Raw genomic sequence first — 25,247 nt, 5'->3', positions numbered from 1 at the left:
GTTTCACCGCATCCGGCTGACAACTACCGTCACTTCGGGCTTTTTGCCGATTTCCGCTTTTGCCGTCTGACGCACGATCCGGCGCATTTCGTCTTCAAGCTTGTCGTCATCCCGTAGGGTCTTGGCTGCCGCCCGCATCAGGAACTGGTTCAGGTCTTCTTCCAACACCTCGACCAATCCGGCCCGGGACGTTCCGACCTCGGGCAGACCCATCGTATCGCACCACGGTTCGCCCAGCGGCTCGTCTTCTTCGTCCAGAACGACTGTCACAGTTACGTGGCCGTTCAGCGCCATGCGAATACGGTCACGTACCACACCGTCCATCGCACCGATTTTCACCGTACCGTCCAGATAGGTACGCCCGGTTTCGACATAGTCGACCACCACGGGTGCATTGCCGCTGAGATCCAGCATGGTGCCGTTCACGGCCAGCACGCCCGTTCTGCCACCCTGCTCAGCCAGTTTGACATGCTCGCGCAGGTGCCGGTGCTCTCCATGCATTGGGATCACAACTTGCGGATCGATCAGCGCGTGCACCTTCTCAAGATCGGGCCGGTTCGCATGGCCAGAGACATGATAGAGGCCCGAGCTGTCATCCACTACATCCACGCCCTTTTCACTGAGCTGGTTCATGATGAAAATCACGCCACGTTCATTTCCGGGAATGGTTTTTGACGAGAACAGGAACAGGTCGCCTTCGGACAGTTCCAGACCACGGTACTTGCCGCGGGCCAGTTGCGCGCTTGCCGCACGGCGCTCGCCCTGGCTGCCGGTCACGATCAGCATCAGGTTCTGGCGCGGCAGGTCCAGCGCCTCTTCCGCGCTGATCACCTTGGGGAAGTCCGACAGGATACCGGTTTCAGTCGCGGCCTCGATCATCCGCCGCATTGCGCGCCCCAGCAACACAACTGAACGCCCCGCGCGTGCGCCCGCCTCGGCCAATGTTTTAACCCGTGCCACGTTCGACGCGAAGGTGGTAGCCACAACCATACCCTCGGCGTTTTCGACTAGCTTTGTAATCTCTGGCCCAACCTCGGATTCCGAACGGCCCGGATGCGCCGAGAAAACATTCGTGCTGTCGCAAACCAACGCCTTGACACCCGGCTTGGAAATCTCGGCCCATAGATCGGGGTCAAAGGCTTCGCCCACGACCGGGTTTGCATCCAGCTTGAAATCACCCGAATGCACCACGCGCCCTGCGGGCGTGTCGATGACCAACGCAGCACTTTCCGGGATCGAGTGTGAAACCGGAAGGAAACCCACCGTAAACGGTCCGACTGAGACCTTTTCGGGCCATGCGGACACGGTTGTTACCGCGTCGGTCGGGTGCACATATTCTTCCATCTTGCGACGCGCGATATTGGCCGTGAAAGCCCGGGCATAGATCGGAGCTCCCAGAGCCTCATAGCAATGAGCCACCGCGCCGACATGATCTTCATGCGCATGGGTGATGAAAACGCCATCCAGCCGGTCGGCCCGTTCTTTCAACCATGAAATATCCGCATAGATCAGGTCGACGCCCGGAGTTGTGTCCATATCGGGAAAGGTGACGCCCAGATCCACCAGGATCAGGCGTTCCTGCCCGGGCTGACCATATCCGTACACATAGGCATTCATGCCAATTTCGCCCGCGCCACCCAGCGGCAGGTAGATCAATCTTTCACTGCTCATATCGAGCCATTTTCCTTGTTGTAGCGATGAATCACGGTCAAGCCGTGCATCGTCAAATCATCTTCGATTACGTCGAACCCCACGTCGGCCTGATCGAACAAGGGGGCCAACCCTCCGGTTCCCACGACTTTCATCGGCATTCCATATTCGGCCTTGATCCGCGCGATCAGCCCTTCGATCAGGCCGGAATATCCCCAATACACGCCCGACTGGATACAACCAACCGTATTTGTACCGATCACCTTCTCGGGACGCGTGATGTCGATATGCGGCAGTGCGGCTGCGCCCTGATGCAAAGCCTCAAGGCTGAGGTTCACACCCGGAGCGATGACGCCCCCCACATAGGCACCGTCCGCGGCGACAACGTCGAAATTTGTTGCGGTACCAAAGTCCACCACGACGACATTGCCGCCATGACGGTCAAATGCGCCAACTGCGTTGGCCAGTCGATCCGGGCCCGGCACAGTTCCTTGATCCACACGCGGCGGCACGGGCAGCAGGCAATCCGGCCTTCCCACCACCAGCGGCCTGCACCCAAAAAAGCGATCAGCAAAGATGCGCAGGTTGAACACGACGCGCGGCACGGTCGAGGCAATGATGACATCCGAGATATTCGCCTCGATCCCGTAATGTTTCACCAGCGTCGAATACCAGGTGAAATAGGCGTCCGCCGTGCGTGCGTGATGGGTCGAGGTGCGCAGGGTGCACAGAAATTCCTGACCATCCCAGATCGAGAAGACTGTGTTGGTATTGCCGCAATCAATGGCCAGAAGCATCTGTGCCCCTTTCAGAAATAGACATCCGCCGCAGGAATGCTCACGCGACCTTTGGCGGTGTTTAAGACAAGGTTACCGCTTGCGTCTACCGTTTCGAAGGTCCCAACCGTTTCGGACGTTCCGGTACGGGCCGTGATAACCTCGCCCAGCCGGGCAGCACGGGACAGCCACGCAGTGCGAATGGGTTCGAACCCGTAGGTAACAAACTGAGTTTCATATTTGGCATAGGCCGAGGCAAGCTCGGTCAGAAAATCCTCGGGCGTGACGTTTGCACCGGTTTCCGACAACAGCGAGACGGGACGGATCGCGCCCGGTTCTACCGCGTCGGCGTCTGGGGCGTTGGCCAAATTCACGCCAATACCGATCGACAGATGTGCTACACCGCGCCCCTGACCGGCGCTTTCCAGCAAAATACCAGCAAGCTTACCACCGTTCAGCAGTACGTCATTGGGCCATTTCAACGACAACCCCGCGGCACGCCCTGTCACAGAGACGCAAGCGTCAAACAGAGCCAGTGCCGCAACAAAACTGCGCAGTGCCGCCTGTTCTGGTGCACCTTCGGGGCGCATCAAAAGGGTCGCGGCAAGGTTGCCCATGGGGTTGGCCCATGACCGTCCGCGTCGCCCACGCGCAGCCGTCTGATGATGCGCCATGATCCAGACAGGACCACGGGCATTGGGGGCAATCCGCGCCGCTTCGTTGAGTGTGCTATCGACTTCCTGCACCTCGTGCAGGCCATAGCCTTTTGGCCACTTGGTCATATCAAAAAGGCCCGGTCACGCGACCGAGCCCCTCTCTCAGATTGTGCAAAACGTTCAGTTGACAAGAGTCGCCGCCGCGGCAGCGGCCGCGCCCTCGATCCCGAACTGATAGAAGACCCCGATCAGCATCAGCGCCGCGGACCCCATCAGGGCGACCCATAGAACGGGTGTCGACCGCGTTTCGATCGGGTCCTCGTTCTCGGCCCCGAAATACATGTAGAACACGATCCGCAGGTAATAGAAGGCGCCAATTACCGATGCGATGGCTGAGACCACAACAAGGCCGGTCAAATCGGCACTTACACCAGCCCGCCAAACACCAAACTTCGCAAAGAAACCCAGCATCGGTGGGACACCGGCAAGCGAGAACATCAGGATCAGAACAGCAAGGGCCTTGCCCGGATCACGTTTGGAATACTGGCGCAGCGCATCAATGTCAGTGACGGGTTTGCCGTCGCGTTCCATCATCAGGATAAACGCAAACGTGCCAATGTTCATGGTCACGTAAATCGCCAGATACATCAGCATCGCCTGAATACCCAACTCGGTACCAGCCGCCAGACCGATCAGCGCATAGCCCATATGGGCAATCGACGAGAACGCCATCAGTCGCTTGATGTCGCGCTGACCAATTGCGGCAACCGCCCCCAGCAGCATCGACAGCACCGACAGCAAAACAATCACTTGCTGCCAGTCTTTGACCACGCCTCCGAAGGCGTCATGCAGAAGACGTGCAAACAAGGCCATTGCTGCGACTTTCGGCGCGGTGGCAAAGAAAGCCGTAATTGGCGTCGGCGACCCTTCATAGACATCTGGCGTCCACATATGGAACGGAACCGCCGACACCTTGAATGCCAGACCCGAGATCAGGAAGATCAGGCCAAACAACAGACCAACCGAGACGTCCCCATGATGGACCGTCTGAATAATGCCCGAGAACAGTGTCGTGCCGGTGAACCCATAGACCAGCGACGCACCATACAGCAGCAGACCTGAACTGAGAGCGCCCAGAACAAAGTATTTCAGCCCTGCTTCGGTTGATTTCGCACTGTCACGACGCAGCGCGGCAACAACATACAGCGCAAGGGATTGCAGCTCGAGCCCCATGTAAAGAGACATCAGATCGCCCGCGCTGACCATCATCATCATACCAACGGCAGCAAGCGCCACCAGCAGCGGATATTCAAAGCGCAGAAGACCCCGGCGCGCCATGTATTCCTGGCTCATCACCAGAACGGCACCTGCCGACAAAAGGATGGCAACTTTGGCAAAACGCGCGAACCCGTCATCTACGAACATGCCGTTGAAGGCCACGTTGGTGCCACTGCCCTGGGTGGCGATCCAGATCGCCAGGACCGCCATCAGGCCCGCCGTGGTCCAGACCAGAACCGAAGCCAGCCCGTCTTTCGACGTGTAGACTGCCCCCAACAGAGCCACCATCGCATAGATCGCCAGAACGATTTCCGGCAGGATAATTGTCAGATCAGCCTGGATCATGTCTCCAAAGCTCCCTTAATGCGAAGCGGCAGTCTGGGTCGCAGCCTCAGCCGCGGCCAGAGCCGTGTCATAGTTCGAAATGAGTGCCGTCGTCGATTGCCCGATCACATCGGTCACCAGCGACGGGTAGACCCCCAACAGGATCGTCATCACGATCAGCGGGGCAAAAATCAGCCGCTCGCGAGAGCTCATGTCGGTCATCGCCTTCAGGCTTTCCTTGATCAGGTCCCCAAACACGACCCGGCGATAGAGCCACAGCGCGTAGGCTGCCGAAAAGATCACACCGGTCGCCGCAACTGCAGTCACCCAGGTGTTAACCTGGAATGTACCCATGAGTGTCAGGAACTCACCAATAAACCCGCTGGTGCCCGGCAGGCCGACATTGGCCATGGTGAACAGCATGAAGACCAGCGCATAGGCGGGCATCCGAATGACCAGACCGCCATAAGCCTCGATATCGCGGGTGTGCATCCGGTCATAGATCACGCCGACACAGAGGAAGAGCGCGGCAGAGATGAACCCGTGGCTCAGCATCTGGAAAATTGCGCCGTCAATGCCTTGCTGGTTCGCAGCAAAGATGCCCATCGTGACAAAGCCCATATGCGCCACCGAGGAATACGCGATCAGCTTTTTCATGTCTTCCTGCACCAGTGCCACCAGCGAGGTATAGACAACCGCTATGGCTGACATCCAAAGCACAAGATCAGTCATCACCGCCGTGCCAACCGGGAACATCGGCAGGCTGAACCGCAGGAAGCCGTAGCCGCCCATCTTCAACAGGATCGCCGCCAGCACGACCGAGCCCGCCGTCGGCGCTTGAACGTGCGCATCGGGCAACCAGGTATGCACCGGCCACATCGGCATTTTCACCGCAAAAGATGCGAAGAAGGCCAGGAACATCAGCGTCTGCATACCGCCGGTGACATAGATGCCCAACACGCTGAAACTCTCGGATGCGAACTGATGGGCCATCAGCGCTTCGATATCCGTGGTGCCCGCGTCAGCATACATCGCGACCATGGCCACCAGCATCAGCACCGAGCCAAGGAAGGTGTAAAGGAAAAACTTGAAGCTGGCATAGATACGATCCTTGCCGCCCCAGATACCGATGATCAGAAACATCGGGATCAGACCCGCCTCAAAGAACAGGTAGAACAGCACCAAGTCCAGCGCCATGAACACGCCCAGCATCAGCGTTTCCAGCAGCAAGAAAGCAATCATGTATTCCTTGACGCGGTCTGTCACATTCCAGCTGGCCAGAATGGTCAGCGGCATGATGAAGGTGGTCAGCAACACGAACAGAACGCTGATGCCATCCACGCCCATCTTGTATTTCAGACCCATCAGCCATTCACCCTCTTCCACCATCTGGAAGCCGGTGTTCGAAGGATCAAAGCCTGTGTAGATGCCAATTGATACCAGAAACGTCACAGTTGTCGCCAGCAATGCAATCCACTTGGCGTTGCGCTGAGCCGCGACGTCGCTGCCGTGCAGGAACAGCGCCAGAATGCTTGCTGCGATGGCGGGGATAAAGGTGACAATAGATAGGATATTGTCCATTAGTGTGCGCCTCCGCCGATCGACATCCAGGTGACAAGGGCCGCAATGCCCAAAACCATCCAGAAGGCGTAAGTAAAGATGTACCCGGTCTGCGCCTTGCCTGCGAGGCGGGTGAAGAAGGGAACAACCCCCATTGCAACCCCATTCAGGAAGCCGTCGATTGTATTGCCGTCACCGCGTTTCCACAGGAACCGGCCAAGGGCGACAGTGGGTTTTACGAAGATCGCATCGTAGATTTCGTCGAAATACCATTTGTTCAGAAGGAACAGGTACAGCGGACGCTGGTTTGCCGCCAGACGTGCGGGTAGCGACGTGTTCACGATGTAGAACCAATAGGCCACGACAAAGCCAAGCACCATCGCAACAAATGGCGAAACCTTGACCCATTTCGGAGCCGCATGCGCATCGTCCAGAATGTGGTTGTCCGGCGCCATATAAAGCGCACCTTCACCCGGCTCGCCCGCAAAGACATAGTGATGATCGCCACCCTTGGCATCCTTCTCACCATGACCTTCATCAGCATGGCTGTCAGCCGTACGGCTTTCATCGGCATGGCTGTCTTCGCCGTGCGACGCATCCACCGCCGCGTGATCACCGGTCTCGGCATGCTCTGAAGCTTCTGCAACCGGAATACCGTAGAATTTGCCAACCTTGTCCGCATGGCCAAAGAAGTTTCCGTACCAGATCATGCCCGCGAATACCGCACCCAGCGACAGAACTCCCAGCGGCACCAACATCACCTTCGGGCTTTCATGTGCGTGATCATGCGTGTGCTTGTCGCCGCGCGGCTCGCCATAGAAGGTCAGGAAGATCAGACGCCAGCTGTAGAACGAGGTGAACGCGGCAGCGACGACCAGCAACCAGAAGCCATAGCTTGATCCGCCCGCATAGGCACTCTCGATAATTGCGTCTTTTGACAGGAAACCGGCAAAACCAAAGGTGGTCAGCGGGATGCCAACACCGGTAATCGCCAAAGTGCCGATCATCATCGCCCAGAAGGTATAGGGAATCTTTTTGCGCAGACCGCCATACTCGGTCATCTCCTGCTCGTGAAGCATCGCGTGGATCACCGAACCGGCCCCAAGGAACAACAGCGCCTTGAAGAAGGCATGCGTGAACAGGTGGAACATCGCCGCCGAATACATGCCGACGCCCGCCGCCACAAACATGTAGCCCAGCTGCGAACAGGTCGAATACGCGATGACACGTTTGATATCGGTCTGAACCAGACCAACAGTAGCAGCGAAGAACGCAGTCGAGGCCCCAAGAACAGTGATGAACCCTGTTGCGCCCGGTGCGAACTCCATCAGCGGGGACATGCGGCAGACCAAAAAGACACCTGCGGTCACCATGGTCGCAGCGTGGATCAGCGCTGACACAGGCGTCGGGCCCTCCATCGCGTCCGGCAACCATGTGTGCAGGATCAACTGCGCCGATTTACCCATCGCGCCGATGAAGAGCAGAACGCAGATCACTTCGATCGCGGTCCATTCCCCCCACAGGAAATGCAGCTTTTCTTCGGCCAAGGCAGGGGCAGAGGCGAAGATGTCCGAGAAGTTGATACTGTCGGTCAGGAAGAACAGCGCGAAGATGCCCAGAGCAAACCCAAAATCGCCAACCCGGTTGACCACGAAAGCCTTGATTGCCGCCGCATTGGCCGAAGGCTTGCGATAATAGAACCCGATCAGCAGGTATGACGCGACACCCACGCCTTCCCAGCCAAAGAACATCTGCACCAGATTGTCCGCAGTCACCAGCATCAGCATGGCGAAAGTGAAGAAGGACAGATAGGCAAAGAAGCGCGGCTTATAGCTTTCGCCTTCGCGCCATTGCGGATCGTGGTCCATGTAGCCGAAGCTGTACAGGTGCACGAGCGCCGAGACGGTCGTCACCACGATCAGCATGATTGCCGTCAGTCGGTCCAGACGGATGGCCCAGCTTGTCGAAAGCGAGCCGCTTTCGATCCAGCGCATGATCTCGATCTGCTGCGTGTGGCCGTCGAAGGTGAAGAATACGAGCCAAGACAGCAGACAGGCCAGAAACAGTAGGCCCGTGGCCGTCCACATGGCGGCTTTCTCGCCAATGAACTTCCAGCCGAACCCGCAGAGCAGCGCGCCCACCAACGGGGCAAAGAGGATGGTGGTTTCCATGTTCCCTTACCCCTTCATCATATTGACGTCTTCAACCGCGATGGTGCCACGGTTGCGGAAGAAACAGACCAGAATGGCCAGACCAATCGCCGCTTCGGCCGCTGCAACGGTCAGCACGAACAGCGTGAAGACCTGCCCGACCAGATCGCCGAGGAAACTGGAGAAAGCCACGAGGTTGATATTCACCGCCAGCAGCATCAGTTCGATGCTCATCAGCAGGATGATGACGTTCTTGCGGTTCAGGAAGAGACCGAAGATGCCGATGACGAACAGCGTCGCCGCGACCGTAAGATAGTGTTCAAGTCCGATCATTTCTGTCCCCCAGATGCGACGGTTCTCCGTCATCTAGTATTTCTGGAAAGGCGGCTGCACAGCCGCAAATTTCGCTTGGCGAGGTCGAAGGCAAAGCCGTACCGAAGGGAAAAGTAGGAGTTTCGATTGTTTCAAATTCGGTCAAAAATTCCTCCACTATCTCGTTCCAATTTTCGGCAGTCACACCATAGAAAATTTCATCCAAAAGAGATTCCTGCTCAAGAATCGCCTCTCTGGAATACGAGTTGCGAGCATCGGCGAATGCAGACACGCTTTCACCGGATGCGCAATTGTAGGAATACAGTTCGCTGCGTCCCCCGCGAACCCCATCACCGATTTTGGTCCACGCAACTACATTGTCCGCAATCACTCGATGGTTTGTTACTTCGAAGTGGAAAGTACGATATCCGCAATCACTTAAGGTAGCCGCAGAAGCAGGCACGCCCAAAGTTACTGCAAAAATGATCGCCAATAGTTTCACAATCCCTGCCCCGGTTTCACGTCCTTCAACTCCATCGCCTTGGCCGGGTCACGCATCATCTGGCCGATAATGTCCTGACGCTTGATGTCCTTGCGGTGGCGCAGCGTCAGAACGATGGCGCCGATCATGGCCACCAGCAGGATCAGGCCCGCCAGTTGGAACAGAAGGAAGTATTGATCGTAAAGGATGAGGCCAAGCGCCTCGGTGTTGTGGCGGTCTGTCGGGACCGGCTGGGCCAGATTGGCCGCAGCACCCTGTGCGCTGTCCCACGCCCCGAAAGCCATGACAAACTGCATCAGGATGATCAGACCAATCAGCAGTGCCAGCGGCATATAGCGCGCCATTTCGGCCTTGAGCTCGGCAAAGTCCACGTCCAGCATCATCACCACGAAGAGGAACAGAACCGCGACCGCGCCGACATAGACGATAACCAGCAGCATCGCCACGAACTCGGCCCCCAGCAGCACGAACAGCCCTGCCGAGGACAGAAACGCCAGGATCAGCCACAGGACCGAGTGCACTGGTTGGCGGCTGATCACCGTGAACAGCCCGCCGGTGATGGCGCTGATGGCAAACAGGTAGAAGGCAAAGACGGTCATTGATCCTCATCCTCGTTGTCGCCCATGACCTCTTGCGCCAGATCCAGCGCGCGGGTCATGGCCGGGATGCCGGCAAAGACCGACATCTGACCGATCGTTTCCACGATCTCTTGTTTCTTCGCGCCCGCTTCCAGCGCATGACGCACGGTCTGGCGCACGGCCGAATCCGCCTGAGCGCCCTGACAGGTCAGCCCGGCCAGCGTCAGCAACAGGCGCGTTTTGGCATCCAGCCCGTCCTTGTTGACGGTGTTGCCGAACATCATCTCCATGACCTCTTTCGGCATGGTCGGCCACAGCGCCTCGAACCCTTTGGGCGAGAAGCTTTCCATCGCCGGGTTCATCGCCTTGGCCATGTCCTGAGCTTGCTTCATCATCAGCTCGAACGGATTTGTCGGGCTGTCACTCATCGGTACGGAGCGTCCAGTTCCAGATTGCGCGCGATCTCGGCTTCCCAGCGTTCGCCATTCGACAGGAGTTTTTCCTTGTCGTAGAACAGCTCTTCCCGGGTTTCCGTGGCGAATTCAAAGTTCGGGCCTTCGACGATGGCATCAACCGGGCATGCTTCCTGACAGAAGCCGCAATAGATGCATTTGGTCATGTCGATGTCATAGCGCGTGGTGCGGCGGCTGCCGTCTTCTCGCGGTTCGGCGTCGATGGTGATGGCCTGCGCCGGGCAGACCGCCTCGCACAGTTTACAGGCGATGCAGCGCTCTTCGCCATTCGGATAGCGGCGAAGTGCGTGTTCACCGCGGAAACGCGGGGACAGAGGGCCCTTTTCGTGCGGGTAGTTCACGGTGGCTTTGGGAGCGAAGAAATACTTCAGACCCAGTTTCATTCCGACCCAGAAATCCTGCAGTAGGAAGTATTTGGCAGCGCGGGTGTAATTGATGTTTGCCATATCAGCCTCCTACGCTCCAACGGGCAAATGCGCCCCAGAACCAGTCGAATTTCGCCGCAAAGGCCACGAACACCACCCAGACCAGCGAGAATGGCAGGAACACTTTCCAGCCCAGCCGCATCAGCTGGTCATAGCGGTAGCGGGGCGTGATGGCCTTGACCATCGCGAAGATGAAGAAGAAGAACGCCATCTTGGCGACCATCCACAAAACACCATCGGGCAGGCCCGGGATCGGCGACAGCCAGCCGCCGAAGAACAGCAGCGAGGTCAGCGCGCACATCAGGAAAATTGCAATGTATTCACCCGCCATGAACAGCAGGAAGGGCGTGGCCGAGTATTCGACCTGATAACCCGCCACAAGTTCCGATTCCGCTTCGGGCAAGTCAAACGGTGGCCGGTTTGTCTCAGCCAGCGCCGAGATGAAGAACAGAAAGACCATCGGGAAGTGCGGCAGCCAGTACCAGCTGAAGAACCCGAACGACCCATCCTGCGCCCGCACAATGTCACCAAAGTTCATCGACCCGGTCGAGATGATCACACCGATGATGATCAGGCCGATGGAGACCTCGTATGAAATCATCTGCGCGGCAGAGCGCAACGAGCCGAGGAACGGGTACTTTGAGTTCGACGCCCAACCGCCCATGATCACGCCATAAACCTCAAGCGAGGATACGGCGAAGACATAGAGGATTGCGACGTTGATATCCGACAGGACCCAGCCATCGTTGAATGGGATCACCGCCCAGGCGATCATCGCCAGCACGAAAGAGGTGAGCGGCGCGAGTATGAAAACCGTGCGGTCGGCTCCTGCGGGGATAACGACCTCTTTGACGACGTATTTCAACGCATCCGCCACCGATTGCAGCAGACCGTAGACGCCGACCACGTTAGGGCCGCGGCGCATCTGGACAGCGGCCCAGATTTTGCGGTCGCCATAAACAAGGAACAACAGCGAGATCATCACAAAGGCAACAACAGCAAGCACTTGCGCCAGAATGATGATGGCTATTCCGCCGGGGGTGTTAAAGAATTCAGCCATTGGTCCTCACACCGTGGGTATTCCGTTTTTCGCGCGCGATGCAAAGGCCAGATGCCTGCGCAAACTGCGGCTGGGTCGGCGCGTTGGTGTAAACAGCATCTGCCGCCATAGCGCCACCCTTTTTCTTTCGTTTCCCGCACATTTCCGGCGCAGTCAGGTGCGACCCAACCGCAGCACTGGCTTGCGATATGAAACTGCTATGGTTCATTCCGCCGCAATCTTCTCGGCTTTGCGGACCTGCGCCTGCGCCGACAACTCGGCCATCAGTTGCGAGGCCCGTGCGATCGGGTTGGTCAGATAGAAATCCTTGATCGCGTTGCGGAAGGTCGCTTGGCCCAAAGATCCGGCCTCAAGCGCTTGAACCTCGTTCTCGATCACCTCGTCGATGCGGGCCAGATGGGGGACCGCCTCGATCAAGGCTGTGCGCAACTGCGCCAGCGAGTCATAGGGGAGCGTCGCCCCCAGTTCAGCCGACAGCGCACGAAGGATGGCCCAGTTTTCCTTGGCCTCACCCGGCGCAAACCCGGCGCGCATCGCCAGTTGCGGACGGCCTTCCGTATTCACGAACAGACCGTTTTCCTCAGTATAGGCCGCACCCGGCAGGATCACATCTGCGCGGTGTGCGCCCCGATCTCCGTGGCTGCCCTGGTAGATCACAAACGCGCCTTCGCCGATTTCGACCTCATCCGCACCAAGGTTATAGATCACATCCGCAGCATTGATCGCTTCCATGCCGCCTGCGTTTGTGGCGTCCACATCCATCGCGCCCACGCGCGACGCCGCAGTGTGCAGAATGATCAGGCCGCTTTCCGTATTTGCGGCAATTGTTTGCGCGGCAGCCAGAACAGCGGCTCCATCCGCCTCCTGCAGCGCTCCCTGCCCGATGATGACCAGCGAGCGTTTGCCCCTGATTTCATCGTCGCCCCCCATGTCGACAACCTTTTGCAGCGCCGCGCGGTCATCGCCCACATGATGGTACGCATAAGTCAGATCGACCGCTGGACCTACCAAAGCGACTTCGGCCCCGTGCGCCCACGCCTTGCGGATACGCGCGTTCAAAACCGGTGCTTCATCGCGCGGGTTGGTGCCAATCAGAAGAATACGCTCGGCCGTATCGATGTCTTCAATCGCGGCGGTCCCGGCATATGCGCCACGGTTCCCGACCGGAAGCTTGGCTCCATCGGTGCGGCATTCGACAACACCGCCCTGTCCTTCGATCATCTGTTTCAATGCGAACGCAGCCTCGACCGGTGCCAGATCACCGACGATACCGGCTGGCTTCTCAGCGCTTTTCAGCGCCTCTGCGGCCTTGGTCAGTGCTTCGGACCATGAGGCCGGGCGCAGCTTGCCGTTTTCACGGATGTAAGGCTTGTCCAGACGCTGACGCCGCAACCCGTCCCAGACAAAGCGGGTTTTGTCGCTGATCCACTCCTCGTTCACTCCGTCATGATTGCGAGGAAGGAATCGCATCACCTCGCGCCCTTTGGTATCGACACGAATGTTCGATCCCAGCGCGTCCATGACGTCGATGCTTTCGGTCTTGGTCAATTCCCACGGGCGCGCGGTAAACGCATAAGGTTTCGAGGTCAGTGCCCCAACCGGGCACAGGTCGATAATGTTGCCTTGCAGGTTCGAATCCAGCGTCTGGTTCAGATACGAGGTAATCTCGGCATCCTCACCGCGCCCTGTCTGACCCATCTGAGTGATCCCGGCGACTTCGGTGGTGAAGCGCACGCAGCGGGTGCAACTGATGCAGCGGGTCATTGCGGTGCCCACAAGCGGTCCCAGATCCAGATCATCAACCGCGCGTTTGGCTTCCTTGAACCGCGAACCGGACAGGCCATAAGCCATCGCCTGGTCCTGAAGATCGCATTCGCCGCCCTGATCGCAGATCGGGCAATCCAGTGGATGGTTGATCAGCAGGAACTCCATCACACCCTCGCGGGCCTTCTTGACCATGGGAGAGTTCGTCTTGACTACCGGTGGCTGCCCTTCCGGCCCCGGGCGCAAATCGCGCACCTGCATCGCGCAGGAGGCAGCCGGTTTCGGCGGACCGCCCACTACCTCAACCAGACACATCCGGCAGTTTCCCGCAATCGACAGACGCTCGTGATAGCAGAAACGCGGTACCTCGACCCCGGCTTGTTCACAAGCCTGTATCAGGGTCATCGCACCATCGACTTCGATTTCCTGCCCGTCGATATTGATCTTGCGGAGGTCAGACATGGCTCTCAATTCGCTCTCAAATAAACGCCAATGGCGCTGTTTCTTTGGATTTCCTTCTGCCCCAGAGAGCAGAACGTTTTGGGGTTGTCGTAGGACACGCCGTTTTTCGCCAGATAAGCCTCGCCCTTGGCCCGCATCCGACCCTTTTCAGCATCCGACTCGACATAGGAGCGGATTTCCGTGTCCGAGTACCCCAGATTATTCGCTTTGGACCGCAGTCCCCACATCACACTGATCGCTTTCAATCGCCGCCCGCTGATCGACGGGCAGAACTCGGAAATCTCATTTGCAATGGCGATGTAGTAGAGTTCGTTGTCGATCTCTTTGACATCCCTCAAGGGCGGCTTTGCTTCTGTCACCGTCGGCAAGGCCATCAGCGATGCGAGGGCAACTAGTTTTACAACAGACATGGGTTTTCCTTTCGTCTTGGACTGTCCAAGACGAAGCGGTTTGCGGCTGCTAGGCAATAACACCCTGCCCGCCCACCGAAGATATGGAAAAACACCGGTCATGGCCGCTGGCAGGTTCCTGCAAATGTCAGTTGATCATTGCTGACGCTGAGGTTCTGCGGGTCAGTATCCGGACCCACCTTCCAAGCAATCCGAGACGATCCGAAGTTCTGGATGCAGAATTTGGTACCTTCATGACGTCCGGCCTCGCGCGCACCATCGAGTGAAGCAGAGACGCCTTTGACGACAACCGTAAAGTCCGCGGGCGAGGTTTTCTTGTTGACCACCTTCGCCTTGGCCCTGAACGACTTGCCGTCGAACAAAAGCCGGTCTGCCGACGGCTTCACCAGACCGCATGCAGAAACACCAGCCAGCGCCAACACAACAATAAGGGCTTTGGGGGCCTTCATACTTTCCCTCTTTGTTTTCTGTTCCGCTGCGTCGCCATCAAAACGCCGCCACCAATGCCATAAGCCCGATCACGACCATGCACACCCAGCCGATCACATACAGAATTGTCCGCGGACCACTGCTTGGCTTGCCAATCCCTTTCAGATGCACCACCAGCATCGCCAAGCGCGCAACCAGCGCCACCGAGGCCAGCAGGTTTACCCAAAACGGGCTGACACCAAGCAAAATCGCCGCTGTAATTACTGTCACAAATGCCGGAAGTGTTTCCGTCCCGTTCAGATAGGCCCGGTTCAGACGATACGCCTTGTCGGCATAATCCTGGTCAGGCGTCGCACCGGGTGCCAGCCCCTTGGCTTGTTTGGCCAGTGCCGAAAACGGTGCCAGAAACAACACAACCAGTGTGAATAGCACAACCGACGCAATTGCGTGGCTATATTCAGCAAACACTTCCATCTTGTTCACTCCGCTGCCATGGCACCCATACGGCCCGATTTCTGAGCCTTGATGCGGTCTTCGATCTCTTCCCGGAAGTTGCGGATCAGGCCCTGGATCGGCCAGGCGGCCGCATCACCCAACGCACAGATCGTGTGTCCTTCGACCTGTTTTGTCACGTCAAACAGCATGTCGATCTCTTCCAGTTCAGCCTCGCCGCGCACCAGACGATCCATCACACGCATCATCCAGCCGGTGCCTTCGCGACACGGCGTACACTGACCACAGCTTTCATGCTTGTAAAACTTCGACAGGCGCCAGATCGCCTTTATGATGTCGGTGGATTTGTCCATCACAATCACCGCTGCCGTGCCCAGACCCGACCCCAGATCATTGCGCAGGTAATCGAAATCCATGATCGCGTCGCGCATGTTTTCACCGCGCACGCAGGGAACCGAGGATCCACCGGGGATAACCGCCAGCAGATTATCCCACCCGCCGCGAATGCCGCCGCAATGGGTTTCGATCAGCTGTTCGAACGGGATCGACATCGCCTCTTCGACGACACAAGGATCGTTCACGTGGCCCGAGATCGCAAACAGCTTGGTACCAGCGTTGTTCTGACGACCAAATCCAGCGAACCAATCCGCTCCCCGACGCAGAATGGTCGGCACCACCGCGATGGATTCCACGTTGTTCACAGTGGTCGGACATCCGTACAGCCCCGCACCCGCCGGGAACGGAGGTTTCATCCGCGGCATACCCTTCTTGCCCTCAAGGCTTTCGATCAGGGCGGTTTCCTCGCCACAAATATAGGCCCCTGCCCCGTGATGAAGGAAAAGATCAAAATCCCAGCCCGAACCAGCTGCATTTTTGCCAAGAAGCCCCGCGTCATAGGCCTCATCAATCGCGGCCTGCAATGCCTCACGCTCGCGGATGTATTCGCCGCGCAGGTAGATATAGCAGGTATGTGCGTTCATCGCGAAAGACGCGATCAGACACCCTTCAATCAACGTGTGGGGATCATGGCGCATGATCTCACGGTCTTTGCAGGTGCCGGGCTCGGATTCATCGGCATTCACAACCAGATAGGAAGGGCGACCGTCGCTTTCCTTTGGCATAAACGACCATTTCAGGCCAGTTGGGAAGCCCGCACCGCCGCGTCCGCGCAGCCCCGAATCCTTCATTGTCTGAATGATCCAGTCCCGGCCCTTTTCAATCAGGCCAGCGGTGCCGTCCCAATGCCCGCGGGCTTGCGCGCCTTTCAGCGTGCGTTCGTGCATCCCGTAGATGTTGGTAAAGATCCGGTCCTGATCCTTCAGCATCATTCGTTACCTTCAGCTGTCCTGACGCATGCGCCAGAGTTGAAAAATGTTCACACCCGCATAAATGAATGCCGCCAGAGCAGCAAAATCAAACAGCAGCGCGTGCCGGGCTGTCAAACCCAGCGCGGGGCCAATGAACAGGTTCATGGCAAGCCAGATCACCATCGTCACCGCAATGACGATGCCGATATGTCGGCCCTTTCGGGCTATAGCCTGATCCTTGTCCTTGTCCATCATCCCCCGATGCCCCGATGGGGCACCCGTTTAGTCTTTGTAGGTGCCATCTTCCTTGGCACGTTTGGCAAATTCGGTTTCCTCACCCGCCGCAAGCTTGGCTGCCTGTTCAATCCAGCCATCACGCTCGATCCGGCCCTTGAACTTCAACCGTGCATCGACCCAGGCGACCTGTTCCGGTGTCCAGGCAGCGATCTGATCATAGTGGAAGAAGCCCAGCTCGTTCAGCGTCTGCTCCAGCTTGGGGCCTACGCCTTTCAACAGTTTCAGGTTATCTGCCTTGCCGTCGCGCGCGCCTGTCAGTGTTTCGGGCTGGTCCTCTTGCGCTGCCTTCGCCTCAGCGGCCTGTTTCACAGCAGGTTTCGCTGGGGCTGGCGCTTTGGGCGGCTTCGGTGCAGCTTTGGTCGCAGCCGCTTTGCCATCCTTGCCCAACCAAGGGGTCAGGATCGGAACCTCGGTCCCATCAATGCGCCTGACCGTATCGCCAATATCGGTGGCCAGTTCGACGCTGGCGTTGTACTGCGTTTTGCCGCTGTCATACTCCGTCAGGCTGGTCAGCCCCTTGAGCGGTTCAGCCGCATAGCGACCATTCTGCGGGCCCGGCGTCGGAACTTTCCCTGCCACCAGATCATCAAGGATCTTGCCAAAGCTCGCAGCGGTCAGGTCTTCGTAGTAATCCTTGCCGATCTGTGCCATCGGCGCATTGGTGCAGGAGCCAAGGCATTCGACCTCTTCCCAGCTCAGCTTGCCATCGGCGGACAGCACGTGTGGCTTGGCCGCGATCTTCTCCTTGCAGACAGCGATCAGATCCTCGGCCCCGCAAATCATGCAGGAGGTCGTGCCACAAACCTGAACATGGGCCACAGATCCCACCGGTTGCAGCTGGAACATGAAGTAGAACGAGGCCACCTCTAGCACGCGGATATAAGCCATACCCAGCATGTCGGCGACGGATTCAATCGCCGGGCGGCTCAACCAGCCTTCCTGCTCCTGCGCACGCCACAGCAGAGGGATTACCGCACTGGCCTGACGGCCTTCGGGATATTTGGTAATCTGCGCTTCGGCCCATTGCTGGTTGGCAGCGGTGAAGGCAAAGCTTTCAGGTTGTTCGGGATGAAGACGGCGGAGCATTAGCGGTCAATCTCTCCAAATACGACGTCCATGGTGCCGATGATGGCGGCGACGTCGGCCAGTTGGTGGCCTTTGGCAACGTGGTCCATGGCTTGCAGGTGCAGGAAACCTGGCGCGCGCAGTTTGGCGCGGTAGGGTTTGTTGGTGCCGTCAGCGACCAGATAGACGCCGAATTCGCCCTTTGGGGCTTCGACGGCGGCATAAACTTCACCGGCAGGAACGTGAAAGCCTTCGGTGTACAGTTTGAAGTGATGGATCAGGCTCTCCATCGAGGTCTTCATATCCGAACGTTTCGGCGGGGTGATCTTGCCACGCGCCAGAACGTCACCGGGGCACTCGCGGATTTTGGCGATGGCCTGACGGATGATCAGCAGCGATTGGCGCATTTCTTCCATACGGACAAGGTAGCGGTCATAACAGTCGCCGTTCTTGCCAACGGGGATCTGGAACTCGAACTCGTCGTAGCACTCGTAGGGTTGCGCGCGGCGCAGGTCCCATGCCAGACCCGATCCACGGACCATCACGCCCGAGAAGCCGTACTTCTGAATGTCATCCTCGGTCACCACGCCGATATCAGCGTTGCGCTGTTTGAAGATGCGGTTTTCGGTCAGCAGCCCGTCAATGTCATCAAGGACGTTGGGGAATTCGTGGCTCCACGCCTCGATATCGTCCAGCAGTTCCGGCGGCAGGTCCTGATGTACACCACCCGGACGGAAATAAGCGGCGTGCAGGCGGGCACCGCAGGCACGCTCATAGAACACCATCAGCTTTTCACGCTCTTCAAAACCCCAGAGTGGCGGGGTCAGTGCGCCGACGTCCATCGCCTGCGTCGTCACGTTCAGCAGGTGGTTTAGGATGCGCCCGATCTCGGAATACAGAACCCGGATCAGCGAGCCACGTCGCGGCACCTCGACCCCGGTCAGCTTTTCGATGGCCAGACACCAAGCATGTTCCTGGTTCATCGGTGCTACATAGTCCAGACGGTCGAAATACGGCAGGTTCTGCAGATAGGTCCGGCTTTCCATCAGCTTTTCGGTGCCACGGTGCAGCAAGCCGATATGCGGGTCGCAACGTTCGACAATCTCGCCGTCCAACTCGAGCACCAGACGCAAAACTCCGTGAGCCGCAGGGTGTTGCGGGCCGAAGTTGATGTTGAAGTTGCGGATCTTCTGCTCGCCGCTCAGCGCGTCCGTGCTGCCGTCATCGTATCTTGAGCCGTCCATCACCGCCCTCGTTTCTTCTTTGCTTCGGCCCGAACCCGGACCTTTTCGGCCTCGACCGCCTTGACCGCAGACCCGGCCAGTAGAACCCCAAACGCGCCCAGAATGATCAACTCACCTATCATCTCAGCGGCGCTCCAACTCTTGCAGTTTCAGCCCGACCCACCACAGCAATGCGATCGTGCCGAAAGGAACCAGACACAGCAGGCACCAGTATTTGTTGATCCCGAAGAACGGCAAAATCTTCACCATCGGAATGATGGTCAGCGCAGACAGGATCAGCCACCAGATGCCACCCATTATTCGGTCTCCTGTTTCTCATCCCCTGGCAGAATGTAATTCGCACCTTCCCATGGGGACATGAAATCAAACTGACGATACTCCTGCACCAGACTGACCGGCTCGTAGACGACGCGTTTCTGCGCCTCGTCATAACGCACCTCGGTGTAGCCCGTGGTCGGGAAATCCTTGCGCAGCGGATGGCCACGGAAGCCATAATCCGTCAGGATGCGCCGCAAGTCTGGATGGCCCGAGAACAGGATGCCGAACATGTCGAACACCTCACGCTCGAACCAGTTGGCCGAGGGGTGGATATCGACTATCGAAGGCACCATGTCATCTTCGCGGATCGAAACCCGCAGACGGATGCGCTGGTTCTGGTACATCGACAGGAAGTGGTACACCACGTCGAACCGCTTGGCACGTTCGGGGTAATCGACACCGGTGATATCCACCAGTGTCGAGAACTTGCAATTTTGGTCCGACCGCAGGAATTCTACGAATTCCACGAGGTTCGACGGCGCCACATCGACGTTCAGCTCACCATAGGTCACATCCCAGGACAGAACACAATCGGCTCGTTTCAGTTCAAGCTGGGTGCCGAGTTCTTTGAGTGCTTCGCTCATCTACCCTTCCCCTCAGCGTACAATTGTGCCGGTGCGGCGGATTTTGCGTTGTAGCTGTAGCAGACCGTAAAGCAGCGCCTCGGCGGTCGGAGGGCAGCCGGGCACATAGATATCCACCGGAACAACCCGGTCACAGCCACGCACGACAGAATAGGAATAGTGGTAGTACCCACCGCCATTCGCGCAGGACCCCATCGAGATCACATAGCGCGGCTCGGGCATCTGGTCGTAAACCTTGCGCAAGGCAGGGGCCATCTTGTTGGTCAGCGTGCCGGCCACGATCATCACGTCAGATTGGCGCGGAGAGGCGCGCGGGGCGATGCCGAAACGTTCGGCATCATAGCGCGGCATCGAGGTGTGCATCATTTCAACCGCGCAGCAGGCCAGACCAAAGGTCATCCAGTGCAGCGAACCGGTACGGGCCCAGTTGATGATATCCTCGCTCGAGGTCAGCAGAAAACCTTTGTCCTGCAACTCGGCATTCAGGGCCTGGGTGGCGACTTCCTTGTCGACGCCAGCGGTGTTTGCACCGGTCATCACTCCCATTCCAGGGCCCCTTTCTTCCACTCATAGGCAAAGCCGATGGTCAGCACGGCCAGAAACACCATCATCGACCAGAAGCCGACATCGCTGATATCGCGGAACCCGACGGCCCAGGGAAACAGGAATGCGATCTCAAGATCGAAGATGATGAAGAGAATCGAGACCAGATAGAATCGGACGTCAAATTTCATTCGCGCATCGTCGAAGGCGTTGAAGCCACATTCATATGCGCTGACCTTTTCGGGGTCGGGATTGCGGACAGCCAGTACAACGGCGGCAAGAATCAGGACGATTCCAAGGCCTACGGCAACGGCCAGAAACACCAGAATCGGGAGGTACTCCCGCAGCAGGTCTTCCACGAATAGCTCCTTTCTTGCGCACGCATCTTGTCGGGTGCGCCGTCAATTGGCGTGTTGACTGGACATTCTCTATCCCCGCCGGGTCAGAGGGTCAACCGAACACAGCCCCGTTCACCATCAAACATACGCTTGACAGCGCGGCATAGAATCGCATTTCGCGCGTTTTGCATTGGCTTGCGGAAACTCGGTAAACTTACTTATTCCATGCAGGTTTACGTTTTTCGAAGAACGCCGCGATCCCGTCACGCGCCTCTTCCGTTTCCCAGCGTTCGACCAGTTCGTTGATGGTCTGGTCGATTGTGGCATCATCTATACGAGGTCCCAGAGTTCGAACCAGTACCTTGGCAGATGCAACCGCCCCCGGCGCGCACGAAAGGTAGGGCCGGACTTCATCTTCTATCGCGGCCGCAAGCTGCTCGGAGGGCACAGCCTTTGCCAGCAATCCCAGATCAACCGCTTCGGGCGCATCGAACAACCGGGCCGACATGAACACACGCCGTGCCCGCGCCTCACCCATACGAGCGATAACATAAGGGCCGATTGTCGCCGGAATCAGCCCCAGCCGGGTCTCGGTCAGTCCCATCTTCAGACTATCTACACCGATGGCGACATCGCACACGGCGGCCATCCCAACGCCTCCGCCAAAGGCGTTGCCTTGCAGCGCCCCGATCAGGGGTTTGGGCAATGTGTTCAACGCCTGCAACATCTCGGCCAGCTTGCGCGCTTCGACAAATCGCGTCGCCTTGTCGGCCGCCATCTGGTCCTGCATCCACCCCAGATCACCACCGGCGCAAAACGTCTTTCCCGCAGCGGCCAGAACGACCACCCTGACAGAGCCATCCTGACCAAGTTGCGACGCGGCCTGTGTCAGCTCGGTAATCATTTGACCCGACAGCGCGTTGTGCTTTTCCGCCCGGTCCAGAGTTAACGTGGCAACACCGCGTTCGTCTGCTGAAATCGAGATTGTTTCGAACATGTTAGCCTCTCAACGCCTTGGCCATCTGCGCGGCCTCTTCGACCACATCGATATCCAGACCGGTTTGGTAGCCCAACCGGTGCAAATGCGCTGCAACGGTTTCAGTCGCGACATTGCCCGCGGCCCCCGGAGCATACGGGCAACCGCCGAGCCCACCCACTGCCGCATCGAACACGCGCACCCCCAGCGAAAGTGCCGCATCGATATTGTCGAGTGCACGCCCATTGGTGTCATGAAAATGCCCGGCAAGCCGCGTCACAGGAACCCTTTCCCGAACCGCCAGAAGCATATGAGCGATCTTGTCTGGCGTGCCTTGCCCGATCGTGTCCCCCAATGACACCTCGTAACAGCCCAACGCAAACAGCCGGTCGGCAACTTCGGCCACTTTCTCGGGCGGGGTCGGGCCGTCATAAGGGCAATCCGTCACGCAAGAGACATAGCCGCGAACCGGAAGGTCGATATGGCGCGCCGCTTCGAGAATCGGCGTGAACCGTTCGATTGACTCGGCGATCGAGGCATTGATGTTTGCCTTGGAAAACCCCTCGGAAGCAGACGCAAAAATGGCAATCTCATCCGCTTTGGCGGCCAGCGCATCCTCGTATCCGTGCATATTCGGCGTCAACGCCGCGTACCGCACTCCGTCCGCCCGGGTTATACCGGCCAGAACTTGCGCCGACCCCGCCATTTGAGGAACCCATTTGGGAGAGACAAAGCTTGCAACTTCGATCCGTCGAAATCCGGCGCGGCTGAGGCAATTGATCAGCGCCACCTTGTCGGCAACCGGTATCTCACGTGTTTCGTTTTGTAGCCCGTCGCGCGGTCCAACTTCGTAGATTTCGACCAGATCACCCATGTCAGAACCCCTTATGGCTTGTTCCCATTCCAAATACGGATCGCGCGACCGTGCCACGTCAAACCGCGCGGGTACAGATCACTCTTCTTCCAAACGCACCAAAGCCGCCCCAGCCTCGACCTGCGCGCCATCTTTGACCAGCACCTCGGCCACCACACCATCTCGCGCGGCCAGCAACGAATGCTCCATTTTCATCGCTTCGAGAATAGCCAAACGGTCGCCTTCTTGAACGGTTTGCCCCGCGGTGGCAAAGACTGCCTTGACCAGACCCGGCATCGGCGCCTCGATCACGTTGGTGTCACCCGTCGCGCTGGCATCCCGGTCAAGCGGATCGATAACGTCGAAACTGCGACCGTAGTCAGTAAATACGGTCAAAGTAGTTCCGCTGACAGCCACCCGGGGCATCGGTGCGCCGCTCAGCGCCCACCGCCCCGAGATCCGCTCGGCCACGACACGGTGTTCGCCCAGCTGCCAAAGCTGGCGATCCGACCCGTCGACTTGCACGTCCAGATCAAGAACTTCTCCCTGATCGGACAATTGCACCGCCCGATGCAACGGAGCCCAGAGCGAAAACCCGGTGTCAGGCGCGACATCCACCAGATTCAGTGCGGTCATCGCAGCCGCAACAGCGGTTGTGGCCGAAGTCGGCGATTCCTGCACCAACCCGTCAAGATCGCGCCCGATCAGGCCCGTATCTACATCGCCCGAGGCAAATCCGTCATGGCGGGTCAGCGCGCCCAGAAAGGCGAGGTTCGTAACGGTGCCCGCCACTTCGGTCTCCCGCAGCACTCGGTTCAACGTCTCAAGCGCGACGGCGCGGGTCGGACCGTGTACCACCACTTTGGCAATCATAGGGTCATACCACGGGCTGATCGTGTCGCCTGCGCGAACGCCACTATCCGCACGGCAGTTGGCCGGGAAAACCAGATGGGTCAGTGTACCTGTCGCCGGCAAGAATCCTTTCGGCACGTCCTCGGCATAAAGCCGGGCTTCGAAGGCGTGGCCCGAGATCGACAGATCATCCTGTTGCCTGGGAAGGCTCTCTCCTGCTGCAACGCGCAACTGCCATTCCACCAGATCGACGCCAGTGATGGCTTCTGTCACCGGGTGCTCAACCTGCAGGCGCGTGTTCATCTCCATGAACCAGAATCTGTCGGGGCGCAGCCCGTCCGAGGCATCGACGATGAATTCAACCGTGCCTGCACCCTTATAACCTATCGCCTCGGCGGCGCGCACGCCCGCCTGCCCCATCGCCTCACGCATCTCAGCCGTCATACCCGGCGCCGGAGCCTCTTCGATCACCTTCTGATGGCGGCGTTGCAACGAGCAGTCGCGTTCGAACAGATGCACCGCATGGGTGCCGTCACCAAACACCTGCACCTCGATATGGCGGGGTTTGGCCACGAATTTCTCGACCAGCACGGCGTCGTTGCCAAAGGCGGTCTTGGCCTCGCCCCGCGCGCTGTCGAGCGCGGCGGCGAAATCCTGAGGCCGTTCAACAAGGCGCATTCCCTTGCCGCCACCGCCTGCAACGGCCTTGATCAGAACCGGATAGCCGATGGTGTCAGCCGCACCCGCCAGGTGTTCGGGATCCTGATTGTCGCCGTGATAGCCGGGCACCACGGGCACGCCAGCCTGTTCCATCAACACCTTGGCCGCATCCTTGAGGCCCATTTTGCGGATCGCATCCGCTGATGGGCCGATAAAGGTCAAACCCGCGGCCTCGACCGCGTCGACAAAATCGGGGTTCTCTGACAGGAATCCATAGCCGGGATGAATCGCCTGCGCGCCTGTGTCCAACGCCGCCTGAATGATCACATCGCCCTTCAGATAGCTTTCCGCCGGGGCGGGGCCGCCGATATGAATGGCCTCATCCGCCATCTGCACATGCTTGGCCGCCGCGTCCGCATCGGAATAAACAGCAACGCAAGATACGCCCATCCTCTGAGCGGTTTCCATAACCCGGCAAGCAATCTCGCCCCGGTTGGCAATCAGGATTTTGTTGAACATAGCTTACCCCTCAACCGCCAGATCTTCGACAAGTCGAAATCGCTCGCATAGCAGCTCCATCTCCGGATCAAATCCGCCATTGCGTTCGAAATACTGGCGATGACCCTCTCTCCATCCCTCAAGCGTTTCATTTTCGCCCTCTGCCAACGCGAAATCCTCGGTTACGTCGCAGTATCGGCAGGTCGAGACCTCGACCGTTTCGATCACCAAGGCCGGACGATCATCCCATTCCATCGCAATATCCCTCCGACCGACCACAGGAGTGTCAGGGCTGCCTTCGGGATAGTCGCGCAACGCACCACAGGTTGCCGTTTTCCGCCCTGATCGCACCAGAGCCAGCAGCTCAGCACTCAGCCGGGCATTGTCACCAAACTTGAAAGTCTGGGCACCCGGATAGCGTGCCATGACGTCATTCAATGAAATGTTCAT

29 protein-coding genes are annotated in these 25,247 nt (G+C 58.3%); all 29 read right to left on the bottom strand.

The annotated features are described in order from the left end of the window. Window positions 1-3: 3 nt before the first annotated feature. A complete protein-coding gene (locus tag ACR0BZ_RS02335) occupies window positions 4-1,671 on the bottom strand; it encodes a ribonuclease J (RefSeq protein WP_480919346.1) in 1,668 nt (555 codons plus the stop codon). Further along, a complete protein-coding gene (locus ACR0BZ_RS02330; RefSeq protein WP_209504438.1) occupies window positions 1,668-2,447 on the bottom strand; it encodes a type III pantothenate kinase in 780 nt (259 codons plus the stop codon). Before ACR0BZ_RS02330 ends, ACR0BZ_RS02335 begins: the two co-directional genes overlap by 4 nt. An 11-nt stretch (window positions 2,448-2,458) precedes the next feature. After that, entirely contained in the window at window positions 2,459-3,208 is a 750-nt protein-coding gene (locus ACR0BZ_RS02325) for a biotin--[acetyl-CoA-carboxylase] ligase (RefSeq protein WP_480481776.1), read from the bottom strand. Between the two features lie 54 nt (window positions 3,209-3,262). Next, window positions 3,263-4,705, bottom strand: coding sequence for an NADH-quinone oxidoreductase subunit NuoN (gene nuoN / locus ACR0BZ_RS02320; RefSeq protein WP_480476104.1), 1,443 nt, complete (start codon window positions 4,703-4,705; stop codon window positions 3,263-3,265). A 15-nt stretch (window positions 4,706-4,720) separates the two neighbouring features. Beyond that, complete coding sequence (locus tag ACR0BZ_RS02315) at window positions 4,721-6,265, bottom strand: NADH-quinone oxidoreductase subunit M (protein WP_480919345.1); 1,545 nt, start codon at window positions 6,263-6,265, stop codon at window positions 4,721-4,723. Next, window positions 6,265-8,415, bottom strand: coding sequence for an NADH-quinone oxidoreductase subunit L (gene nuoL, locus ACR0BZ_RS02310; RefSeq protein WP_480919344.1), 2,151 nt, complete (start codon window positions 8,413-8,415; stop codon window positions 6,265-6,267). Before nuoL ends, ACR0BZ_RS02315 begins: the two co-directional genes overlap by 1 nt. Before the next feature lie 6 nt (window positions 8,416-8,421). Further along, window positions 8,422-8,727, bottom strand: a complete 306-nt coding sequence (gene nuoK / locus ACR0BZ_RS02305; RefSeq protein WP_005984024.1) for an NADH-quinone oxidoreductase subunit NuoK — start codon at window positions 8,725-8,727, stop codon at window positions 8,422-8,424. After that, complete coding sequence (locus ACR0BZ_RS02300; RefSeq protein ID WP_480622296.1) at window positions 8,714-9,208, bottom strand: hypothetical protein; 495 nt, start codon at window positions 9,206-9,208, stop codon at window positions 8,714-8,716. The genes nuoK and ACR0BZ_RS02300 overlap by 14 nt, the downstream gene beginning before the upstream one ends. After that, window positions 9,205-9,807: an NADH-quinone oxidoreductase subunit J gene (locus tag ACR0BZ_RS02295; RefSeq protein WP_480516396.1), complete on the bottom strand. Its 603-nt coding sequence runs from the start codon at window positions 9,805-9,807 to the stop codon at window positions 9,205-9,207. The genes ACR0BZ_RS02300 and ACR0BZ_RS02295 overlap by 4 nt, the downstream gene beginning before the upstream one ends. Then, the gene (locus tag ACR0BZ_RS02290; protein WP_170476531.1) at window positions 9,804-10,214 is read right to left on the bottom strand and encodes a carboxymuconolactone decarboxylase family protein; all 411 of its coding nucleotides are present in this window, start codon (window positions 10,212-10,214) and stop codon (window positions 9,804-9,806) included. Before ACR0BZ_RS02290 ends, ACR0BZ_RS02295 begins: the two co-directional genes overlap by 4 nt. Next, a complete protein-coding gene (gene nuoI, locus ACR0BZ_RS02285) occupies window positions 10,211-10,705 on the bottom strand; it encodes an NADH-quinone oxidoreductase subunit NuoI (RefSeq protein ID WP_480481782.1) in 495 nt (164 codons plus the stop codon). Before nuoI ends, ACR0BZ_RS02290 begins: the two co-directional genes overlap by 4 nt. A gap of 1 nt (window position 10,706) precedes the next feature. Further along, window positions 10,707-11,744: an NADH-quinone oxidoreductase subunit NuoH gene (gene nuoH, locus ACR0BZ_RS02280; protein ID WP_117868407.1), complete on the bottom strand. Its 1,038-nt coding sequence runs from the start codon at window positions 11,742-11,744 to the stop codon at window positions 10,707-10,709. 204 nt (window positions 11,745-11,948) lie between these two features. After that, window positions 11,949-13,970, bottom strand: coding sequence for an NADH-quinone oxidoreductase subunit NuoG (nuoG, locus tag ACR0BZ_RS02275; protein WP_480869848.1), 2,022 nt, complete (start codon window positions 13,968-13,970; stop codon window positions 11,949-11,951). A 5-nt stretch (window positions 13,971-13,975) separates the two neighbouring features. Further along, entirely contained in the window at window positions 13,976-14,380 is a 405-nt protein-coding gene (locus ACR0BZ_RS02270; RefSeq protein WP_480898981.1) for a DUF5333 domain-containing protein, read from the bottom strand. Window positions 14,381-14,478: 98 nt separating this feature from the next. Continuing rightward, on the bottom strand, window positions 14,479-14,829 hold the full coding sequence (locus ACR0BZ_RS02265) for a hypothetical protein (RefSeq protein WP_267362834.1): 351 nt from the start codon (window positions 14,827-14,829) through the stop codon (window positions 14,479-14,481). A 37-nt stretch (window positions 14,830-14,866) separates the two neighbouring features. Further along, window positions 14,867-15,283 carry an MAPEG family protein gene (locus tag ACR0BZ_RS02260; RefSeq protein ID WP_480919343.1) on the bottom strand — a complete coding sequence of 139 codons (417 nt, stop codon included), beginning with the start codon at window positions 15,281-15,283 and terminating at the stop codon, window positions 14,867-14,869. A 5-nt stretch (window positions 15,284-15,288) separates the two neighbouring features. After that, window positions 15,289-16,587: an NADH-quinone oxidoreductase subunit NuoF gene (nuoF, locus tag ACR0BZ_RS02255; protein WP_480919460.1), complete on the bottom strand. Its 1,299-nt coding sequence runs from the start codon at window positions 16,585-16,587 to the stop codon at window positions 15,289-15,291. 12 nt (window positions 16,588-16,599) lie between these two features. Next, entirely contained in the window at window positions 16,600-16,821 is a 222-nt protein-coding gene (locus tag ACR0BZ_RS02250; protein ID WP_209598087.1) for a DUF5337 domain-containing protein, read from the bottom strand. A gap of 30 nt (window positions 16,822-16,851) precedes the next feature. Beyond that, on the bottom strand, window positions 16,852-17,952 hold the full coding sequence (gene nuoE, locus ACR0BZ_RS02245) for an NADH-quinone oxidoreductase subunit NuoE (protein WP_480919342.1): 1,101 nt from the start codon (window positions 17,950-17,952) through the stop codon (window positions 16,852-16,854). Then, window positions 17,952-19,175, bottom strand: a complete 1,224-nt coding sequence (locus tag ACR0BZ_RS02240) for an NADH-quinone oxidoreductase subunit D (RefSeq protein WP_480476079.1) — start codon at window positions 19,173-19,175, stop codon at window positions 17,952-17,954. Before ACR0BZ_RS02240 ends, nuoE begins: the two co-directional genes overlap by 1 nt. Continuing rightward, entirely contained in the window at window positions 19,175-19,297 is a 123-nt protein-coding gene (locus ACR0BZ_RS02235) for a hypothetical protein (protein ID WP_267362849.1), read from the bottom strand. The genes ACR0BZ_RS02240 and ACR0BZ_RS02235 overlap by 1 nt, the downstream gene beginning before the upstream one ends. 1 nt (window position 19,298) lies before the next feature. Further along, window positions 19,299-19,472 carry a hypothetical protein gene (locus ACR0BZ_RS02230; RefSeq protein ID WP_010442775.1) on the bottom strand — a complete coding sequence of 58 codons (174 nt, stop codon included), beginning with the start codon at window positions 19,470-19,472 and terminating at the stop codon, window positions 19,299-19,301. Further along, complete coding sequence (locus ACR0BZ_RS02225) at window positions 19,472-20,077, bottom strand: NADH-quinone oxidoreductase subunit C (protein WP_480919341.1); 606 nt, start codon at window positions 20,075-20,077, stop codon at window positions 19,472-19,474. The genes ACR0BZ_RS02230 and ACR0BZ_RS02225 overlap by 1 nt, the downstream gene beginning before the upstream one ends. A gap of 12 nt (window positions 20,078-20,089) precedes the next feature. After that, complete coding sequence (locus ACR0BZ_RS02220) at window positions 20,090-20,623, bottom strand: NuoB/complex I 20 kDa subunit family protein (protein WP_209504454.1); 534 nt, start codon at window positions 20,621-20,623, stop codon at window positions 20,090-20,092. After that, window positions 20,614-20,979, bottom strand: coding sequence for an NADH-quinone oxidoreductase subunit A (locus tag ACR0BZ_RS02215; protein WP_209504455.1), 366 nt, complete (start codon window positions 20,977-20,979; stop codon window positions 20,614-20,616). The genes ACR0BZ_RS02220 and ACR0BZ_RS02215 overlap by 10 nt, the downstream gene beginning before the upstream one ends. Window positions 20,980-21,172: 193 nt before the next feature. Then, complete coding sequence (locus ACR0BZ_RS02210; protein WP_480919340.1) at window positions 21,173-21,955, bottom strand: crotonase/enoyl-CoA hydratase family protein; 783 nt, start codon at window positions 21,953-21,955, stop codon at window positions 21,173-21,175. 1 nt (window position 21,956) lies between these two features. Beyond that, window positions 21,957-22,808 (bottom strand): hydroxymethylglutaryl-CoA lyase, encoded by an 852-nt coding sequence (locus ACR0BZ_RS02205; RefSeq protein ID WP_480919459.1) that lies wholly within the window; start codon window positions 22,806-22,808, stop codon window positions 21,957-21,959. Between the two features lie 78 nt (window positions 22,809-22,886). Then, on the bottom strand, window positions 22,887-24,818 hold the full coding sequence (locus ACR0BZ_RS02200) for an acetyl/propionyl/methylcrotonyl-CoA carboxylase subunit alpha (protein ID WP_480919339.1): 1,932 nt from the start codon (window positions 24,816-24,818) through the stop codon (window positions 22,887-22,889). Between the two features lie 3 nt (window positions 24,819-24,821). After that, window positions 24,822-25,247 carry an ASCH domain-containing protein gene (locus ACR0BZ_RS02195; RefSeq protein WP_480919338.1) on the bottom strand — a complete coding sequence of 142 codons (426 nt, stop codon included), beginning with the start codon at window positions 25,245-25,247 and terminating at the stop codon, window positions 24,822-24,824.

It is taken from the genome of Ruegeria sp. P8 (assembly GCF_056534665.1).
This window is presented reverse-complemented; position numbering and strand designations above follow the sequence as displayed.

What these genes read in the sequence shown, in the direction of transcription:
- nuoK (WP_005984024.1), bottom strand. Translation starts at nt 8,727, where the DNA reads ATGATCGGACTTGAACACTATCTTACGGTCGCGGCGACGCTGTTCGTC.
- ACR0BZ_RS02250 (WP_209598087.1), bottom strand. Translation starts at nt 16,821, where the DNA reads ATGGACAAGGACAAGGATCAGGCTATAGCCCGAAAGGGCCGACATATC.
- ACR0BZ_RS02230 (WP_010442775.1), bottom strand. Translation starts at nt 19,472, where the DNA reads ATGGGTGGCATCTGGTGGCTGATCCTGTCTGCGCTGACCATCATTCCG.
- ACR0BZ_RS02270 (WP_480898981.1), bottom strand. Translation starts at nt 14,380, where the DNA reads ATGTCTGTTGTAAAACTAGTTGCCCTCGCATCGCTGATGGCCTTGCCG.
- ACR0BZ_RS02290 (WP_170476531.1), bottom strand. Translation starts at nt 10,214, where the DNA reads ATGAGTGACAGCCCGACAAATCCGTTCGAGCTGATGATGAAGCAAGCT.
- nuoH (WP_117868407.1), bottom strand. Translation starts at nt 11,744, where the DNA reads ATGGCTGAATTCTTTAACACCCCCGGCGGAATAGCCATCATCATTCTG.
- ACR0BZ_RS02210 (WP_480919340.1), bottom strand. Translation starts at nt 21,955, where the DNA reads ATGTTCGAAACAATCTCGATTTCAGCAGACGAACGCGGTGTTGCCACG.
- nuoL (WP_480919344.1), bottom strand. Translation starts at nt 8,415, where the DNA reads ATGGAAACCACCATCCTCTTTGCCCCGTTGGTGGGCGCGCTGCTCTGC.
- nuoG (WP_480869848.1), bottom strand. Translation starts at nt 13,970, where the DNA reads ATGTCTGACCTCCGCAAGATCAATATCGACGGGCAGGAAATCGAAGTC.
- ACR0BZ_RS02260 (WP_480919343.1), bottom strand. Translation starts at nt 15,283, where the DNA reads ATGGAAGTGTTTGCTGAATATAGCCACGCAATTGCGTCGGTTGTGCTA.
- ACR0BZ_RS02225 (WP_480919341.1), bottom strand. Translation starts at nt 20,077, where the DNA reads ATGAGCGAAGCACTCAAAGAACTCGGCACCCAGCTTGAACTGAAACGA.
- ACR0BZ_RS02295 (WP_480516396.1), bottom strand. Translation starts at nt 9,807, where the DNA reads ATGACCGTCTTTGCCTTCTACCTGTTTGCCATCAGCGCCATCACCGGC.
- ACR0BZ_RS02325 (WP_480481776.1), bottom strand. Translation starts at nt 3,208, where the DNA reads ATGACCAAGTGGCCAAAAGGCTATGGCCTGCACGAGGTGCAGGAAGTC.
- ACR0BZ_RS02235 (WP_267362849.1), bottom strand. Translation starts at nt 19,297, where the DNA reads ATGATAGGTGAGTTGATCATTCTGGGCGCGTTTGGGGTTCTACTGGCC.
- ACR0BZ_RS02265 (WP_267362834.1), bottom strand. Translation starts at nt 14,829, where the DNA reads ATGAAGGCCCCCAAAGCCCTTATTGTTGTGTTGGCGCTGGCTGGTGTT.
- ACR0BZ_RS02220 (WP_209504454.1), bottom strand. Translation starts at nt 20,623, where the DNA reads ATGGGAGTGATGACCGGTGCAAACACCGCTGGCGTCGACAAGGAAGTC.
- nuoN (WP_480476104.1), bottom strand. Translation starts at nt 4,705, where the DNA reads ATGATCCAGGCTGATCTGACAATTATCCTGCCGGAAATCGTTCTGGCG.
- ACR0BZ_RS02200 (WP_480919339.1), bottom strand. Translation starts at nt 24,818, where the DNA reads ATGTTCAACAAAATCCTGATTGCCAACCGGGGCGAGATTGCTTGCCGG.
- nuoE (WP_480919342.1), bottom strand. Translation starts at nt 17,952, where the DNA reads ATGCTCCGCCGTCTTCATCCCGAACAACCTGAAAGCTTTGCCTTCACC.
- nuoI (WP_480481782.1), bottom strand. Translation starts at nt 10,705, where the DNA reads ATGGCAAACATCAATTACACCCGCGCTGCCAAATACTTCCTACTGCAG.
- ACR0BZ_RS02205 (WP_480919459.1), bottom strand. Translation starts at nt 22,808, where the DNA reads ATGGGTGATCTGGTCGAAATCTACGAAGTTGGACCGCGCGACGGGCTA.
- ACR0BZ_RS02240 (WP_480476079.1), bottom strand. Translation starts at nt 19,175, where the DNA reads ATGGACGGCTCAAGATACGATGACGGCAGCACGGACGCGCTGAGCGGC.
- ACR0BZ_RS02330 (WP_209504438.1), bottom strand. Translation starts at nt 2,447, where the DNA reads ATGCTTCTGGCCATTGATTGCGGCAATACCAACACAGTCTTCTCGATC.
- ACR0BZ_RS02195 (WP_480919338.1), bottom strand. Translation starts at nt 25,247, where the DNA reads ATGAACATTTCATTGAATGACGTCATGGCACGCTATCCGGGTGCCCAG.
- nuoF (WP_480919460.1), bottom strand. Translation starts at nt 16,587, where the DNA reads ATGCTGAAGGATCAGGACCGGATCTTTACCAACATCTACGGGATGCAC.
- ACR0BZ_RS02335 (WP_480919346.1), bottom strand. Translation starts at nt 1,671, where the DNA reads ATGAGCAGTGAAAGATTGATCTACCTGCCGCTGGGTGGCGCGGGCGAA.
- ACR0BZ_RS02315 (WP_480919345.1), bottom strand. Translation starts at nt 6,265, where the DNA reads ATGGACAATATCCTATCTATTGTCACCTTTATCCCCGCCATCGCAGCA.